Genomic DNA, 16,100 nt, shown 5'->3' with positions numbered 1-16,100 from the left:
AAACATAATTTTGCTTAAAATTTACTAATTTTTATTATTATTTATATGATACTATAAGAAGGATTTTACAATCTTTTAGAAAGGAGACCTTTATGAAAAAAAGTTATCGACAATACTTACTAGGCTGCATTTGTCTAATCATAGCAATACTCGTTCTGTTTTTATATCACTCTAATTCCCCTTCTGTTGAAATCGTTCAAGATACCTTAACTTCTCAACAAGAGATTGATTCTACCTTAAGCGAAACGATCACAAATGGAACGTATACTCTAGAACAACCTTTTGTCATTCTGAATCCTTACGGGAATGCTCCTTTATCAGCTTTAATTGCCTTTTCAACTGAAAAAGAGACGTCTGTAACGATAACAGTTGCAGGAAAAGATGAACAATCAACCTTCACGCATGAGTTTGGTCAAGCTACCTCACACCTAATTCCTGTTTATGGACTTTATGCTGATAGCTTAAATCAAATCACACTCACTTTAAGTGATGGTCGTACACAAACAATTGAAATCCAAACGGATCCACTCCCTAACGACTTAGCACTTCCTTCATCTGTCTATGCGGATAAATCTAGGTTAGAAAATGACCTCTATTTCGTGACTCCATCCTCTCAAGGCTATACAGCTGCATATGATATCAATGGCGATGTCAGATGGTATTTAACTAGTAAAAATGTTTGGGACGTCAAACGTCTAGAAAACGGAAATCTCTTACTCAGCTCTGATCGAACGATGGCCCCACCTTATTATATGACCGGTCTAATGGAAATGGATTTACTCGGTAAAGTCTACGTAGAGTACGTCCTTGAAGCAGGATATCACCATGATGCTATCGAACTTCCAAATGGAAACCTATTAATCGCTGGTAATAATCCAGATCGCATGACGGTAGAAGATTATGTTGTGGAACTTGATCGTACAACAGGACAAGTCATCAAATCTTGGGACTTAACATCTATTCTCCCCACTGAGGCAGCAAAAAGTGAAAATTGGACTGAGCATGATTGGTTCCATAATAACTCCGTTGATTTTGATGAAGCAAATCAAGCCATTATTTTATCAGGACGCCACCAAGATGCTGTCATCAGTATTGATTACAAAACAGGTGATTTAAACTGGATTGTTGGGGATTCAACAGGTTGGCCTGAAGAAATGCAACACTATTTCTTTACTCCTATTGGCGAAAATTTTGAATGGCAATGGTCACAACATTCTGCAAAAATCTTCCCAAGTGGAGATCTTGCGATTTTTGATAACGGAAACAATCGTTCAAAGAATCCTTATAATTATGTCAATCCAAATAATAACTATTCACGAGGCGTGATTTATCACCTAGACACTAACAATATGACGATTGAACAAGTCTTTGAATATGGAAAAGAGAGAGGAAGCTCATTCTATTCTCCCTATATCTCAGAAATTGATTACTTAGGTGCAAACCATTACTTAATTCATTCTGGTGGTATCGGATCCATCAATGGGGAAGCTTTAAATCAGCCGGCTTTCTTCTATGAAAATGCCAATTTATCTAGCCAAACCGTTGAAGTTTTAGATGGTGAGCGCATTTTTGAACTCGATTTACCCAGTCATTTTTATCGTGCATCTAAGTTAAGCCTTTACACTGATTCAAATAACTATTCACTAACACCTGGAAAACGCGTCGGAACACTTGGAGAAACCAAAACCTTACCGATTAAAGTCAAGGGGTTACGTTTTAATAAAAATGAATTAGGTGAGGAGTATCAAATTAAACTCACGCAAGAGTCCGATCGTTTAATATTAACTGGAAATTTCAAAGAAGGACAAAAAGTCAAACTTATTTTAAATAAACTCGGTGATCAACGTGTCTATGACATCAGAATTACAACGACTGCTTATACGGCCATGTGTGTTGATTTATTCAATCCTGATCAGGTGACAAATGCTGATCGTCTAAGCATTACTAAATATGTCAATGCAGAGGGATTACTTGGACAATATGAACTATATTTAGAAGTTGACAATATCGTCTACCCTCTTCATCAATCCGTTACTTTTCAATAGTGATTTCCCCTATCACCTTCTTTGGTAGCTAAAAAGTTCTTTATGTTTGATCAAATGATCATTACTACTTAATGAATAGGGAGAAATAGATTTATTAATGTATACTTGATATAAATCTTGTCACCTAAGTACAACTTGTATATCTTTCAAAGAAAAAAGGATATCTGCTCGATATCCTTTTTTGCTTGTTTAAAGAGTTAGATTAATTCTAATTTGAAACCACAACGTCATGTTTTTTTGCACGACGTGCTCTCTTACGTGATTGATTAATTAAACGTAAAATCCATTTAAACACTTCATTAAATAAAACGACGGTTGAACCAACTCCGATAATCTTTAACCACATCACTCCACTTAATGGAACTGTGTGGAAGAAATCTCCTGCTACTTGTGTCACAATCACCTGGATTCCAAATGTTAGCGCTAAAATGAGAAGAGCAATTTTATTTTTAAAGAAATTCATAAAGATACTAACTAGTCCAAATTCTCGACAGTTTAAGGCATTAAACAGAACTAAGCTAACAAACAGACTAAAAATAACTGTTTGCCCTTCACTTGCACCACTGGTCACATGATTTAAATCCGCTCCAAGGAAGTTAAATTGTAATTGACCTAATAACACAATAATCATAAATAAACTATTAATCACAATGGTATGAATCATAAAGCGGTTAATAATATTTGCATTTTTTGATGTTGGCTTACGTCTCATTACCGTTTGTCGGACAGGTTCCATTCCTAGAGCTAACGCAGGTGGACCATCCATGATAATATTTACCCATAATAAATGTATCGTTGTAAATGGCAGCGGTTTGTCCATTAATTGAGTGATGATCGTAAGTAAAAAAGCAATGACATTAACTGTTAACGTAAATTGCAAGTAACGTTGGAAGTTATTATAAATCCCTCTTCCCCACTTAATTGCCTCAACAATCGTATTAAAACTATCATCTGTTAAGATAATATCTGCTGCATTACGACTCACTTCAGTTCCAGCAATCCCCATGGCAATTCCAACATCTGCTTTCGTTAAAGCTGGGGCATCATTAATCCCATCTCCTGTAACGGCTACGACTTCTCCATTTTTTTGAAGCGCAGCAACAATTCGCATTTTGGTATTTGGCATTGAACGTGCCACAATCGCAATATTTTTAATTTCTTTTCTCAATTCAGTATCGGTTAAGCCATCAATATAACTCGCTTCAACCGCACGTTTATCAGGTGTTAAAATACCTAGTTCATTTCCAATGGCGATGGCTGTATGGATATTATCCCCTGTCAAAATTTTTGTTTCGATTCGTGCCTGACGTGCACATTCAATAGATTCTTTAACGCCCTCGCGTAACGGATCATTAATCCCAACAAATCCATGAAACGTAAATTGCGCACTCCAATGATTTTTATCCATAAAATCTTCTTTTTTTGTCGTTTCTTGATAAGCAAAGGCAATAATTCGCATAGCATTTGATTGTAATTCTTTCATTTTATCTAAAATGGCTTGTTCACGAACTTTTGTTAATGGACGAACTTTTCCATCAACGATCTCATTTTTACATTGTTTTAAAATGACTTCTGGGGCACCTTTAGATAAGATGAGATACCCAGTTGGTCGCTTAGTGACCGTTAACATATATTTGTTCGATGAAGTAAATGGAATTTGATACACAATCTGTGCCGATTCTCGAACTTGTTGATAACTTGGATTGTTAATCATCGAGATAATCGCACCCTCAGTTGGATTCCCAATGTAATTTTGATGAGTTCCATTAAATTCAACATCAGCCGAACTGTTAACTAAACAGTTTTCAACTAAAATCGGATGTTCATTTACCTCTTTAAATAAAGTTTCATGGCCATCCACAAAAACTTTTCCAACTTTCATTTTATTCTCAGTCAATGTCCCTGTTTTATCGCTACAAATCACACTAACAGACCCTATTGTTTCACATGCTTCTTTCTTGCGAATTAAGACATTAATTTTGGCCATTTTAGCCATTGTCATAGCAAGCGTGATATTAACCATGGTTGGTAACCCTTCTGGTACGGCAGCGACAATCAATCCGACACAAACAACAAAAGCCGTTTTAATACTTGGGAATACCATGTTAACATCGTGTAAAGAATGAACGAAAGCATCCCAGCTAGAGAATTTCAACTGAATTTGACTATCTTTAAAGATTTGAATAATCATGTAAATAAAGAGCATCGCTGCAACTGCAGAAGAAATCGAAGAAATTCGCTGTCCAAGTTTTCCTAATTTTAACTGGAGTGGCGTCATTTGTTCTTCTTGATTTAAATCTTTTGCAATTACTCCCATTTCTGTGGCATCCCCAATTTTAGTCACCTGCATTAGGCCATATCCGTTTCCAACGAGTGTTCCGCCGTAAACAATATGTTCTTTTTCTTTTGTGACCTGATCAGCTTCACCTGTTAACATATCCTCCCGCAACTTTAATTCTGTCGCCTCTAAAATGACGCCATCTGCTGGAACCATATCTCCTGTTTCTAGATAAACTAAATCATTAGGCACGATTTCGGTTTTGTGTACCATCTGTCTTCGTCCATCTCGTAACACTTTAACTAAAACGTCGTCTGTCATTTTAGCTAATGATTCAGCGGCTTTTTTTGATCTTCCCTCTGTGACGCGTCCGATAATAATTCCGAGTAGCACAGCCATACAAATCCCTATTCCATCCTGATACTCTCCTACTAAAAAGCTCATTCCACTGGCAATAAATAAAATCACCATGAGTGGTTCCTTAAAAACATCAAGTAACTCAAATAATAGGCCACGTTCTTTTGGCTTTGTAAATTCATTAGCACCGTATTGGGTTCTTAAAGATTCGACTTCTTGCTGTTTTAATCCTGTTTTTAAATTTGTAACGACGATATTAGCTGATTCTGCTTCATTTGCCAAACGTTTAATGACCGACACCTTCTTTCTTTTTATTTTACAATCAACCTTATGCGGATTAACTAAAAAATAGAACAAAAAAAGCTCCTCTTAGGAGGAGTTTTTAATCATTCATTTCTTTTTCTAAAAATCCACGAACTAATTGTTCAATCATTTGAGCTGCCATTTTATTTTGATGGACGGTGTCAATTGTTAAACTTAATCCCGCTTCCTGTGAGATTTCCTCCCAGGATTTTTTCAGAACATAATGCTTAAAAGATGGGATAAAATAAGCGAAAGGAGAACGAACTACTCGTTTCTGTTTAGTCGGGCGATGGGTTTCATAATATTCGAGCTGACGCTCGTTTAGTGGTAAATAGGTGATGTTAGTTTCTTGCGCTACGGCGTGAATTTGTTTACTATACTCAACAGCCGCTTTAAAAGCAACTGAATCACTATCTTCGCTAATCAACGGCAAAGATAAAATCGCAATTTTCGCATTCGTGTGTAACTTAAGTAAGCTAATTAACTGTCTCAGATTTTGAATAAACCATGATTCGGTCGGTTTCTGTGGTAACTGTTTTTTGATTTCAAAATGAATTTCGTTTGACTTACTTAAACGAGCTAAAATATCGTTCGTTCCAATTAAAATAATAATATAATCTGGTTCACATTCAATAACATCTTCCACACGGTGTAACGCATTATAAACTAAATCCCCATTCACTCCTGCATTAATAAAATCATATCCTTTATCCCCCATCTGAACGGCTAAATCATTTACAAAGTTATGAGCCATCGTTCCTTGAGTATGACTATCCCCTAAACAAGCTACAACCTTTCGAGAAAAGTGTTCTGACTTGAGAAATTTTTCAGGTGTATTGGCGGGACGTTTACTAAAGCGATACACGGTATACCCAGCAATCGTCGTCACAATGCCCCCCACTGTAAATAACAACCATTTTCTTTGTTTTTTCATTTGAGACCTCCCACTCATAAGCTTCTCATCTATTCTATCATTGATTTGCTTCATAATCATCGTCTCATCTTGATGATTTATTAAATCCAATAAGAAACAAGGTCTAGCTTGAGCTTCTCTTTCTCATGCCATTTATCCAACACACTCCTTTGATTCATTCTAATAACCAATAAAGCTAACTTATTTTTTTCCATTTCATATTTCCCCTTACGTCAAAATATAGTATCATTATTTGATGAGAAAAGTAATTTTATTTTCTATAGGAGGAATATGATGTCTACACAAACAACAGATTTAGGGAGAGATTCTATTGGAAAACTCCTTTTCAAATTGGCTACTCCCGCTATTATCGCCCAGTTAGTCAATGTTTTATATAATATCGTAGACCGAATTTTTATTGGCCGATTACCAGAAGGAGATTTAGCAATGGCAGGTATTGGCGTAGCCTTCCCAATTATCATGCTAATCTCAGCAACCAGTGCTTTAATCGGAATGGGAGGTGCCCCACTCGCAGCCATAAAAATGGGAGAACAAGATCATGATGGGGCAGAAAAAATTATGAGCAATGCACTCTCTATGCTAGTTATCCTTTCAATTTTATTAATGATGAGCTTACTAATCTTTAAAGAGCCTTTATTATTAGCATTTGGCGCTAGTAGCCAAACCTTAGTTTATGCCAATGATTATTTAGGTATTTATATTCTAGGAACATTATTTGTTCAAATCGCTATTGGAATGAACCCTTTCATTAATACACAGGGCTTTGCTAAAATCGGGATGATGACCGTAATGGTTGGAGCAGTGGTTAATATTATTCTTGATCCCATCTTCATTTTTGGACTCAATTTAGGGGTTAAAGGAGCTGCATTTGCAACGATTACCGCTCAATTTATTTCAGCCATTTGGGTCATTCGCTTCTTATTCGGTAAGAAAAGTACATTAAAGATTAGAAAAGAGTTCTTAATCCCTGAACCAAAAGTGGTCTTACCTATCATGGCCCTTGGAGTTTCACCATTTATTATGCAAGCAACAGAAAGTATTGTATTAATTTCATTAAATAATCAATTAGCACACTATGGGGGAGATTTAGCAGTTAGTGCCATGACGATTATCAGTAGTGTGAATCAAATTATTTTATTACCCTTAATGGGATTAACCTCAGGAGCTCAACCGATCATTAGTTACAACTACGGAGCGCAACAGTTCGATCGCGTCAAAAAAACCTTTATCCTGTTGCTAATTGTTTGCTTGATTTATACAACTACGATGTGGTTAGGCATCCTGCTCGTTCCAGAAGTCTTCGTTAATATCTTTAATGATAAACCAGAATTGGTGGCCATCACATCTCGTAGTCTTCGTATTTTCTTCGCTGGAATATTCGTTTTTGGTGTACAAGTTGCTTGCCAACAAACATTTTTAGCATTAGGACAAGCTAAAATCTCATTAGTACTTGCCTTACTTCGTAAGATGATCCTATTAGTTCCATTAATCTTCATTTTACCAGCGACACTAAAAGCATTTATGGCCCCATTAGACTTAGTCTTCATGGCTGAACCCGTCGCTGATATTATTGCAGCCTTAACAACAGTCATTTGCTTTATTATATTCTACCGTAAAACATTTGTCCATTCCCCACAAGAATAGGAGCTTGAAACTTAAAAAAATCCGTTTAGATATTATCTAAACGGATTTTTTTAGTTAACGTGTTTTGATTTACATTTTGGACAAACACCTTTAAATGCCATTTCACATTTTGAGATGTCGGCACCTGTTGATTGTTCCACAACTGATCCGATTCCATATAATTCTTGAATGAATAAATCTTGAACTTCTCCACACTCTAAACATAAAAAGTGGAAGTGATCTTCTAAGGTTCCATCGAAGCGATCAGGATAGCCAGGAATACTGACTTTTCTAATCATATCATGATCCGCAAGCTGCGATAAATTACGATAAACAGTCCCTAAACTTAAGTTCGGATTATCTTTCTTTAACATTTCATAAATGGCATCGGCAGTTAAATGCATCGGGTTATCCTTAATACAATTATAAATCATTTCTCGTTGTTTTGAATATTTCATCTAAACCACCTATTCTACATTTTAATACCCAATTATAGTATATACCAATATTATAATAATAATGATTACTAATTTAAGTATAGAAGAATAGTTTGAGAATGTCAATATGCTTCACCATATAAACTTAAGCTTTCTTTTTGATTAACTCTTCTTTTTTCACACGTGATAATTGCTTAATCTCATATTCACGTCGACAAGCTGCTTGACGACTTTCAAAACTTTCTGCATATCTTAAGACAACGGGACGACGGCATCGAGTATACTTTGCTCCTTTTTTAGATTCATTATGCTCTTTAATCCGTTTCTCAACATTTCGTGTATACCCCGTATAGTACATTCCATCTGAACACTCTACAATATAAATCCAGTGCATCTCTTTCTCCTTTACTTCTTCCAACCTCATCTATTCCCTATTTTACCGAAGTGAATTCTAATTGACAAATCATAAATTTTGTCAATCAGAAAAAGATAGGATTCTATCTTTTTTATTTAATCATTCTTAAGTATGGATTAATCTCCTCTACGAGTAGAACCAGAAATTCTAACGTAATGACAAATTGATTCGTCAGACTAATACACTTGATTTAATTCTTGAACCTCCCTATCTGTTAAGTTGGAGTCATCAATGACATTCCTACTAAATCAAATAATACCCGCTACCTCTAGCTTAACGAATTGTTCATAACGTGCAGCATTTTAACCTTCCATTAATCAAAACGATTCTGCATTTGGCGGCTATCCGATAGGTCTATTTCTAAGACATCATAGGGTTCTAAGATCTTTAATTCAAGCGGCGAAACATCATTTGCTCTGACTTCACATGACTCTAATTCATAATAAATTTGAGGAACTTCTAACTCTTGAGATAATAAACTCATTGATTTTAACTCTTTTTAACTTCCCCCAATTCGGACAAATCCCAGGTGTTTCAATCGTAAAACAGCACACCCTCTTTATAAATCATGTCCTCCCCCATCAAAATGATTAAAGTTGTTCACTCTGATTGACGATATATTCAATTAAAGTTTCTGTCATCGGAATAGCATCTGTTAAGTAACAGTCAAATTGTTCATAATAATCAATCGGATCTTCTACTTTCCCAAGTAAAAACCGATATCTCTTACCATATGGCCTTGGGATATATAATAATTGAATATAGGATCCAGCATGATTCCAACCTTTTGCTACCACGACATATCTGACTAATGCTCCATCACCTGCTTCATAAGTTCCCATCTCTAACTTTTTTAACTCCGCTAGTTGATCAAGATATTCAATTAATAATCCGACACGAACAAATCCATTTCGTTGATGATGAATCTTGTCTAAGTCTTTAATCATCTCCTCACACTCCTTTATGTGCCTTACTTAACTATATGCAGCATAAAACTCTCACATGAGTTCTGAGGTGATGATTTCCAAAGTAATAGCCAAAATGAATTAAAATTTGATGTTTTCTACTTTAACTCGCCTCATAAACACAACATTCATTCACAAATGTTTGTCACACTTCAGTTTTTAATCAATCGATCGGCTCCAATTCAAAGATATCTTGATTTAAAACAATAAAGTCCACAAACTTTCCAACGTTTAACGAACCTTTTACACACTCTTTAAGTGTTAAAGCTTCTTTTATATTCCACCTGATTCTAGTTGTCCCGATAAATCTTGACGTATGATCGCACAATATAAATTAAGACATATTCAACCCCACCATCCGTTCCAAGGGAACTATGAATCCCTTTATTCAACATTATTTTAAAGGCGTATAATGCTTAAAATCCCCCTTATCCATACGACGATTAATCATTGGTGTATTAAAATCTAAGAAAACCAGTTGAGTATAAGGGAATATATTCAGCTTTACCAATCGTTCTAATCACCCATCCTCGTGATTTGACAACGGCCAATTCCACGTGGATGATCTTGATGATATTGGAGTGATCCAATGCCATTTAAAGCAGTCTCAATCGCTAAATCTCCAATGGCGTAAACGGCCACCTGCATCTTAGACTTATGATTTCATTTAACGTTTCTTGTGAATAACAAAGATGAGTTGATGGAAATAGGGCTGTCTCATCCCTGCAATTCTTCCACCAGGTGATTGCTGTTTTCATTTCCTATCCCTCTATTCGACTTCCTCATGTAAAAAAAGTAGGTCGGTGTTGACCTAGCTTCATCCCGTCAGTTTTAAAAATAAGCTTCTATCTCATACCATCGCCTTATTTCTTACATCTATAAAAAACGATATCGTCTATACTACATTTTTTGTCATTTCATCATTTGAAAGCCATAGCTAACCAATAAGAGTTGAATGACCATCAAACAAGGAATGCCGATTTTAAAAGACCAGTGTTTCGTTTTATGCCGAAATTGCTGCATGCCCGCGTACACTCCAAAACTTCCAAAACAAGCGGCGCATGTAAATAATGCTTTTTCACTGATTCGCCACTTTCCCTGAATAGCACGTCGTTTATCAATTCCCATTAACGTATAGCCCACTACATTCATGCCAATCCAAACAAACCACCACATCCTATGATTCCTCCACAACAACTGAATCAAACACGACTGAAATAACCTTTGATAAATCTTGTGGATTGAGTTCCATCTGTAATCCAATCTTTCCTCCACTCACAATAAATGAAGAAAGGTCTTTTGCACTTTCATGAATGATCGTTTGATAATTTTTCTTCATTCCAACTGGTGAGCACCCACCTCGAATATATCCAGTTAATTTATTAATCTCACTGACTGCAATCATCTCAATTTTTTTCTCTTTCACCACTTTAGCTGCTTTTTTTAAATCTAATTCTTTAGCGACTGGGATGACAAAAACATAAATCTCTTTACTATTTCCTCGTGTCACCAGCGTTTTAAAAACTTCTTCTGGATCACGTCCTATTTTATTTGCAACTGAAACCCCATCAATAGCCTCCCCCGCTTCATACGTCATGAGTTCATAACTAATTTTATGTTTATCTAGTATGCGTATGGCATTTGTTTTAACTTTTGACATCATGTTAACCTCCTGATTATTCGATAAATTTATTATACAATGATTTTCTTAGTTTATCATACCTTTCCCTTAGATTTATGTAAAAACCTCCCACATCTACGCTAGATGAGGGAGGTTTTGATTCATTTATCAGTTTAAAAACTACGCAAACGCTTTTTGATGTAGACGCCAATCTTTAGCATATTCATCAAATAGTTCATTAATGGCTTGACCAATTTGTTGATAATCTTGCTCGTTTAAGTTAGCTAATGATACACGAATAGACCACGCTGGACCTTCAAATCCACTTCCATTTAAAAGAACAATGCCATAGCGATGTGAAAGATCAAATAAAAATTCTAAAACACTTCGTTCATTTTCTAAATAAGTGGCGAATGATGCCCCGTATTTTAATTTTGCCCAAACTAATAAATCATATTTATTGTAATAAGCCGTATTCAATTGGTTCTCAAGATACGGATAACCTTTTAACTCATTGTAAACTAATTGCTCACGACGACGACAAATAGCTTTTGTTTGTTCTTTATAACGATTTTCTTCATCAAGAATCGCAAAGACTGAGAAAATGGCCATCTGTACTTGTTGTGGCGTCGATAATCCAGCAGTGTGATTTAAAGCAACCTGACGACTATCTGCCACAATGCGATCAATAAACGGAATGGCATGAGGTGTTGTTGTTAAAGCTTCATAACGGTGGTGTAAGATTTGTTTTTCTTCGGCTGGTAACTTTGCCATCAAGTCGTTATAAACATTCTCTTTAGCTAACGCAATGACACCTAAGCGCCATCCTGTCACCCCAAAATATTTAGAATAAGAGTAGACACCTAATGTATTGTATGGCATCGTTACCATTAATGATTTAAACCCATCACAGAATGTCCCATATACATCATCTGTAATAATCATTAAATTAGGATGATAGGTTGTGACAATTTCATTTAAATAAGCCATTGATGCTTCACTCATCGCAACTGCTGGTGGATTACTTGGATTGACCACACAAGCTAATTTAATACTTGTATCTTTTAATTTATCTAATTCCTCTTTTGGATATTGCCACGTTGGTATCCCATCTTCATTTACCTCAGATGCATGAATCATAACAATCTCGAACTCATTGGATGGTAAATTTGCAATTTCAACATATGGAGTAAAAATAGGCACAAATAACGCAATTTTATCTTTTGGTTTTAAAAGATAATTGGCTTTTAGTGAATCAAAAATACAGCACATCGCCGCTGTTCCACCTTCAACAGCAAATAAATCATGCGTCGACGTTTTAACATCTCCACCCATTTCTTTTATTAAATAATCTTTAACCACTTGTTCAATTTTAATCAGCATTCGATCAGGAACTGGATAATTATCACCAATGATTCCATCCACTAATTCAAAGACCCAAGCATCTGGATTAAACTGATGTTCTTCAATTCCATATTCCACAATGGCACGCAATAAATCAATACCTGGGGCTTCTTTATGCGTTTGAACATAGGCTAAAAAGCGCTCATAGGCTCCTTCTTGCTGTGGCATTCCCGCCAAATCCCCCTCACACCATGTTAACTGCGTTTCTTCAACAGCAAACTGACCTAAGGTAAAAAAGGCTTGGCGTGGTGTAGCCGCCGTCCAATTGGGATTTCCACGTCCTGCATTTAAAATCTGATGATTACTCACCTGTTTTGATTTTTGTGCCATTTTAATAAATTCATCTTTTAATTCAAATGGACTTAATGTTTTTACTTTTTCAATTAATTGTTTAATGTCATTTCTTCTTAAATTTCTCTTTGTTGTCATACTTGTTCGATACCCTTCTATTATCAACTACCTATCCTTCCACACTTTCTAATAAAGGCCGGATATTGCTAGATATAAATAGCTTCTGATTTAAAAACAAAAGCTATGTTAGATGTTATTCCCCATCAAAGAATCACTGATATTAATCCTCTTGTGATGAGAGAAATCAACTCATTCTTTGAATCAATATATAATTAATACCAAATTCAATCTGGTCATCTAACCAATCTACGATTAAAAGCTTCATCTAGCATAACTAATTTACCATACTCTTGATTGAAAACAAATAGCTTTAACATAATATTCGATATTTTATTCTCGTTTAATCTAACTGAATGACATGAGATCAATCTACCGCCATCACCTCATTCATTTTGAACCGATTATAGTCATCACCTTTTGGGGCATAGATCCTAAGATACTAACTATAACCTATCCTCTTATTTTGTACAATATGACACCTTAGACTAGCATGATTATTGCACCCCCCCATGAACTACCACCAAATAAATCACTAAATCGTTCCATCTTTTTAATATGCTCATAAGAAAAGGGCCACCATTTCTATGATAAAAAATAGGATAATAGCTCGCCTTCTCAACCTTTATTAAAAGGACTTCTAACATCTCATTTCATCCTTCCTCTAAAAATAAAACTTTGATAAATGAAACCATTCCGATATAAGATAACGTCTATTTGTCTAATCCAATAGAAATTTTAATTTTCTTTAAAAGGCAACGCTATCAACGTTTTAAAACCTCAATAACATGGTCTAACAGAGCGAAAAATAAAAAGAGGAATGTGAGCTCATTCCTCCTTACGTATCCTTTACTTATTCTGAACGTATTTTTTTGACAGCTAAGCACTCAGCAAAGCGCATCATTAATTCATCCATATCAATGTCGCTTTCTTCAATTTTTAATCGCCCCTCTACATAAAATAACGTATTTTTATAAACACGCTTTGGATCATTCACGGTAATGTAACAGTCATTTCCAAGATAGTAGAACTGATCCAAATCATTATGTTCAATGAGTCGTTTAAAAATAGGGCGCTGCTTATGTTCTTTCGTTAATGTCGCGATCGGTAGAACGACGACAAATGGATACTTTTCATTATGGTTATACTGATCTTTTTGAATAATAATGCATGGGCGTAACTTAATTCCTGTCACCACTTCAAGACTTTCTGAACGACGTTTTCCGGTTTCAGGTTCTGAGACTCCTTCAAATCCATCTGGTCGTTCGATGATTCGATATAAGTCTTCATGCTGTCCATCTTTCTCGACAAACCGAAACGGTCTTCCCTGCGTATACGGTAATGCGACATAGAAGATTTTCCCTCGATGGATATCTTTACTTTGAACAAGTCGGGGTAAATCCATTCGATTATTCTTCTTTCTTCACAGCATCTTCAAACTCTTTAACACCTGAACGATTTTCTTCTAAGTCAATGATATCGAATAAATTTTCTTCAAAGAAAGCCGCGACGTCAAATTGTTGAAGAGGTGTTTTTTTGTGGTTACGCGTACTTGAGGAAGACTTTGTTTCTCTTTGTAACATACCTTTATTCCACCCATCTTTGCCTCGATTAACCATTTTCTTCACCTCGAATTAGAGATTTCCTAAGTTCTTATCCTACTTTAAAACAACTACAATCCTTGCTCTACTGTATCTTATTCGTCTTTAGGTTTGAAATATATGTAATCGCCCGATGAATCGTAGATTTAACAACTTTATTCATGAAAAAAGAAGCGACTAAAAACTCTTCCTCATATGGTTAACAAAAGGGGTAACGTCTTTTTTGACGTTACCACATCTTTTATTCCTGTTTTAAATACTTATTAGAATCTTCATTAGTAGATTTAGACTCTAATAAAAGATCCTCAACTTTTTATTTCAAATGATTTCCATATAAGACTAAAATTCTTAAAATAATGTGACCGAATAGATCATAATTGGGAATTAACTCGATTCCACATACTTGAACCATCAGTGGAATTAATGAAAATAAACTTAGCTAAAATCCATAATTTCTGACACGCCACTTTAACTAATCTAATAGTTGTTTCATTTCAACTCATCTCCTGAGGGATTGATGAATTTTATTCTTCTAGTTAAGTTTACTACGTCAAGTGAGACAAATAAAAGCCAGAAGCAATATCTGTGATTTAGCTATCTATCCATAGAACGGTACGGGGGTGAACCCTTCCCCCACGATACTATATGAAATAGAAAAAAATTTGACTTTTCCTTTGTCTCATTCCACTCAAACAAAAAAAGACCTCATCATCCCTGGCCACTTCTGCAAGGTCTTAAGGTCTTTTTTTTATTTTTTTTCTTGTTTTTGAATCAGATAATAACTCCATACACAACCAATCAATGCAATAATCACACACCCATAGCGTAACCCTTTCGTTTCAATCCAAGGTAGCATACTTTTAGTTAAACCTAATAAACCTAAAGTTATTAATGTGACTAACAAATACATCTGAGGCTGTCTTCGGTACTGTTTTAGCACGATTATAAAACAAGCCATCAAAATCATTAGTTGAATAGCGACTTTCACAACGTTCTCCTTTATTCATCTAGCTTAGTTTAATTTTATCAATGGAAAATAGCTAAGACAATAGCTATTTGAATGATTTATTTAAAAGAGCTAAAATCAAGTCCGCACTCTCCTCTTGTCTTAACGAATTACTCAAGACCGTCACAACTTTATTTTTTGTCTCTATTCCTTTGGCCTCTAATAACTTATTTCCCTCTAATCGAATGGCATAAACATGGTCATCCTCTGCTAAAAGATAATCACTTGAATCGATTCCCTCTACTTCTTGTAACAGTTCATCCAGTGGTTTAAAAAGTCCTTGTTCGTAAAAATATGAGAAATCATTCTCCTCCAAGATAAACACATCCAGTTCACTAATAGCCACTTGAGCAACAAACTTCTCTAAATAGACTTGGGTTAAATCACTAGAACTACTTTCGATATTATTAAAAGGATAAGTATAAATGCGAATCGTTTCGTTCTCTTCTGCTTCAGACTTAACTAGTTGAGTTAACTGCTGTTCTAACTCCGTTACATCCGTCCTTTCATTGATCATTTCTGAAATCACGACATTTAGCAAAATAGTTGACTGGTTAGCTACCTCCCTTATAACAGTTCCCATCAATACAAGAATTAAACAAGCCCCAATCACATGATATCGATAATAATCCCAAAAATAACTGCATCGTTTTTTCATGGTCATCTCTTTTAACTTAATATTTTGTTTCACCATCTCTACTCC

Annotated in this window: 16 protein-coding genes; 2 read left to right on the top strand and 14 right to left on the bottom strand. The window is 35.3% G+C overall.

The features are described 5' to 3' along the window. The first annotated feature begins 92 nt into the window (after nucleotides 1-92). Nucleotides 93-2,045 (top strand): aryl-sulfate sulfotransferase, encoded by a 1,953-nt coding sequence (locus J0J69_RS01840; RefSeq protein ID WP_055275722.1) that lies wholly within the window; start codon nucleotides 93-95, stop codon nucleotides 2,043-2,045. A 208-nt stretch (nucleotides 2,046-2,253) separates the two neighbouring features. On the opposite strand, the gene J0J69_RS01835 is transcribed toward J0J69_RS01840, so the two are convergent. Next, nucleotides 2,254-5,037, bottom strand: a complete 2,784-nt coding sequence (locus tag J0J69_RS01835) for a calcium-translocating P-type ATPase, PMCA-type (protein ID WP_237252559.1) — start codon at nucleotides 5,035-5,037, stop codon at nucleotides 2,254-2,256. 25 nt (nucleotides 5,038-5,062) lie between these two features. Continuing rightward, nucleotides 5,063-5,917, bottom strand: a complete 855-nt coding sequence (locus tag J0J69_RS01830) for an SGNH/GDSL hydrolase family protein (protein WP_055275720.1) — start codon at nucleotides 5,915-5,917, stop codon at nucleotides 5,063-5,065. 273 nt (nucleotides 5,918-6,190) lie between these two features. On the opposite strand from J0J69_RS01830, the gene J0J69_RS01825 reads away from it, so the two are divergent. Beyond that, on the top strand, nucleotides 6,191-7,561 hold the full coding sequence (locus J0J69_RS01825) for an MATE family efflux transporter (RefSeq protein WP_055275719.1): 1,371 nt from the start codon (nucleotides 6,191-6,193) through the stop codon (nucleotides 7,559-7,561). A gap of 50 nt (nucleotides 7,562-7,611) precedes the next feature. Here the strand turns inward: J0J69_RS01825 and J0J69_RS01820 are convergent, their stop codons facing one another. The 12 genes from J0J69_RS01820 to J0J69_RS01765 form a co-directional block, all read right to left on the bottom strand. After that, nucleotides 7,612-7,998, bottom strand: a complete 387-nt coding sequence (locus J0J69_RS01820) for a Fur family transcriptional regulator (protein WP_055243631.1) — start codon at nucleotides 7,996-7,998, stop codon at nucleotides 7,612-7,614. A 124-nt stretch (nucleotides 7,999-8,122) separates the two neighbouring features. Next, nucleotides 8,123-8,371 carry a GIY-YIG nuclease family protein gene (locus tag J0J69_RS01815; protein ID WP_212725842.1) on the bottom strand — a complete coding sequence of 83 codons (249 nt, stop codon included), beginning with the start codon at nucleotides 8,369-8,371 and terminating at the stop codon, nucleotides 8,123-8,125. 334 nt (nucleotides 8,372-8,705) lie between these two features. After that, complete coding sequence (locus tag J0J69_RS01810; RefSeq protein WP_212724804.1) at nucleotides 8,706-8,876, bottom strand: hypothetical protein; 171 nt, start codon at nucleotides 8,874-8,876, stop codon at nucleotides 8,706-8,708. 106 nt (nucleotides 8,877-8,982) lie between these two features. After that, a complete protein-coding gene (locus J0J69_RS01805) occupies nucleotides 8,983-9,339 on the bottom strand; it encodes a hypothetical protein (RefSeq protein ID WP_055243626.1) in 357 nt (118 codons plus the stop codon). A gap of 534 nt (nucleotides 9,340-9,873) precedes the next feature. Then, nucleotides 9,874-10,005, bottom strand: coding sequence for a hypothetical protein (locus J0J69_RS01800; protein WP_256637906.1), 132 nt, complete (start codon nucleotides 10,003-10,005; stop codon nucleotides 9,874-9,876). A gap of 264 nt (nucleotides 10,006-10,269) precedes the next feature. Beyond that, complete coding sequence (locus J0J69_RS01795; protein WP_055305850.1) at nucleotides 10,270-10,533, bottom strand: DUF1294 domain-containing protein; 264 nt, start codon at nucleotides 10,531-10,533, stop codon at nucleotides 10,270-10,272. Between the two features lies 1 nt (nucleotide 10,534). After that, a complete protein-coding gene (gene ybaK, locus J0J69_RS01790) occupies nucleotides 10,535-11,017 on the bottom strand; it encodes a Cys-tRNA(Pro) deacylase (protein WP_055305851.1) in 483 nt (160 codons plus the stop codon). Between the two features lie 141 nt (nucleotides 11,018-11,158). Next, nucleotides 11,159-12,811 carry an aspartate 4-decarboxylase gene (gene aspD / locus J0J69_RS01785; protein WP_055305852.1) on the bottom strand — a complete coding sequence of 551 codons (1,653 nt, stop codon included), beginning with the start codon at nucleotides 12,809-12,811 and terminating at the stop codon, nucleotides 11,159-11,161. A gap of 832 nt (nucleotides 12,812-13,643) precedes the next feature. Beyond that, the gene (locus tag J0J69_RS01780; protein WP_055243617.1) at nucleotides 13,644-14,195 is read right to left on the bottom strand and encodes a type II toxin-antitoxin system PemK/MazF family toxin; all 552 of its coding nucleotides are present in this window, start codon (nucleotides 14,193-14,195) and stop codon (nucleotides 13,644-13,646) included. A 4-nt stretch (nucleotides 14,196-14,199) separates the two neighbouring features. Then, entirely contained in the window at nucleotides 14,200-14,373 is a 174-nt protein-coding gene (locus tag J0J69_RS01775) for a hypothetical protein (protein WP_237252561.1), read from the bottom strand. A 766-nt stretch (nucleotides 14,374-15,139) separates the two neighbouring features. Next, on the bottom strand, nucleotides 15,140-15,379 hold the full coding sequence (locus tag J0J69_RS01770) for a hypothetical protein (RefSeq protein ID WP_055243611.1): 240 nt from the start codon (nucleotides 15,377-15,379) through the stop codon (nucleotides 15,140-15,142). Between the two features lie 64 nt (nucleotides 15,380-15,443). Continuing rightward, nucleotides 15,444-16,091 (bottom strand): type 2 periplasmic-binding domain-containing protein, encoded by a 648-nt coding sequence (locus J0J69_RS01765; RefSeq protein ID WP_055275712.1) that lies wholly within the window; start codon nucleotides 16,089-16,091, stop codon nucleotides 15,444-15,446. Nucleotides 16,092-16,100 lie beyond the last annotated feature (9 nt).

The organism is Turicibacter bilis, assembly GCF_024499055.1.
GTDB classification, from domain to species: domain Bacteria; phylum Bacillota_I; class Bacilli_A; order MOL361; family Turicibacteraceae; genus Turicibacter; species Turicibacter bilis.
The sequence above is the reverse complement of the archived record's forward strand: the minus strand, read 5'-3'. Positions and strand labels throughout refer to the sequence as shown.

Bases quoted from the DNA above. Each gene is read 5' to 3' on its own strand.
- J0J69_RS01840 (WP_055275722.1), top strand. From the start codon at position 93: ATGAAAAAAAGTTATCGACAATACTTACTAGGCTGCATTTGTCTAATC.
- J0J69_RS01830 (WP_055275720.1), bottom strand. From the start codon at position 5,917: ATGAAAAAACAAAGAAAATGGTTGTTATTTACAGTGGGGGGCATTGTG.
- J0J69_RS01825 (WP_055275719.1), top strand. From the start codon at position 6,191: ATGTCTACACAAACAACAGATTTAGGGAGAGATTCTATTGGAAAACTC.
- J0J69_RS01820 (WP_055243631.1), bottom strand. From the start codon at position 7,998: ATGAAATATTCAAAACAACGAGAAATGATTTATAATTGTATTAAGGAT.
- J0J69_RS01815 (WP_212725842.1), bottom strand. From the start codon at position 8,371: ATGCACTGGATTTATATTGTAGAGTGTTCAGATGGAATGTACTATACG.
- J0J69_RS01810 (WP_212724804.1), bottom strand. From the start codon at position 8,876: ATGAGTTTATTATCTCAAGAGTTAGAAGTTCCTCAAATTTATTATGAA.
- J0J69_RS01805 (WP_055243626.1), bottom strand. From the start codon at position 9,339: ATGATTAAAGACTTAGACAAGATTCATCATCAACGAAATGGATTTGTT.
- J0J69_RS01800 (WP_256637906.1), bottom strand. From the start codon at position 10,005: ATGCAGGTGGCCGTTTACGCCATTGGAGATTTAGCGATTGAGACTGCT.
- J0J69_RS01795 (WP_055305850.1), bottom strand. From the start codon at position 10,533: ATGTGGTGGTTTGTTTGGATTGGCATGAATGTAGTGGGCTATACGTTA.
- ybaK (WP_055305851.1), bottom strand. From the start codon at position 11,017: ATGTCAAAAGTTAAAACAAATGCCATACGCATACTAGATAAACATAAA.
- aspD (WP_055305852.1), bottom strand. From the start codon at position 12,811: ATGACAACAAAGAGAAATTTAAGAAGAAATGACATTAAACAATTAATT.
- J0J69_RS01780 (WP_055243617.1), bottom strand. From the start codon at position 14,195: ATGGATTTACCCCGACTTGTTCAAAGTAAAGATATCCATCGAGGGAAA.
- J0J69_RS01775 (WP_237252561.1), bottom strand. From the start codon at position 14,373: ATGTTACAAAGAGAAACAAAGTCTTCCTCAAGTACGCGTAACCACAAA.
- J0J69_RS01765 (WP_055275712.1), bottom strand. From the start codon at position 16,091: ATGGTGAAACAAAATATTAAGTTAAAAGAGATGACCATGAAAAAACGA.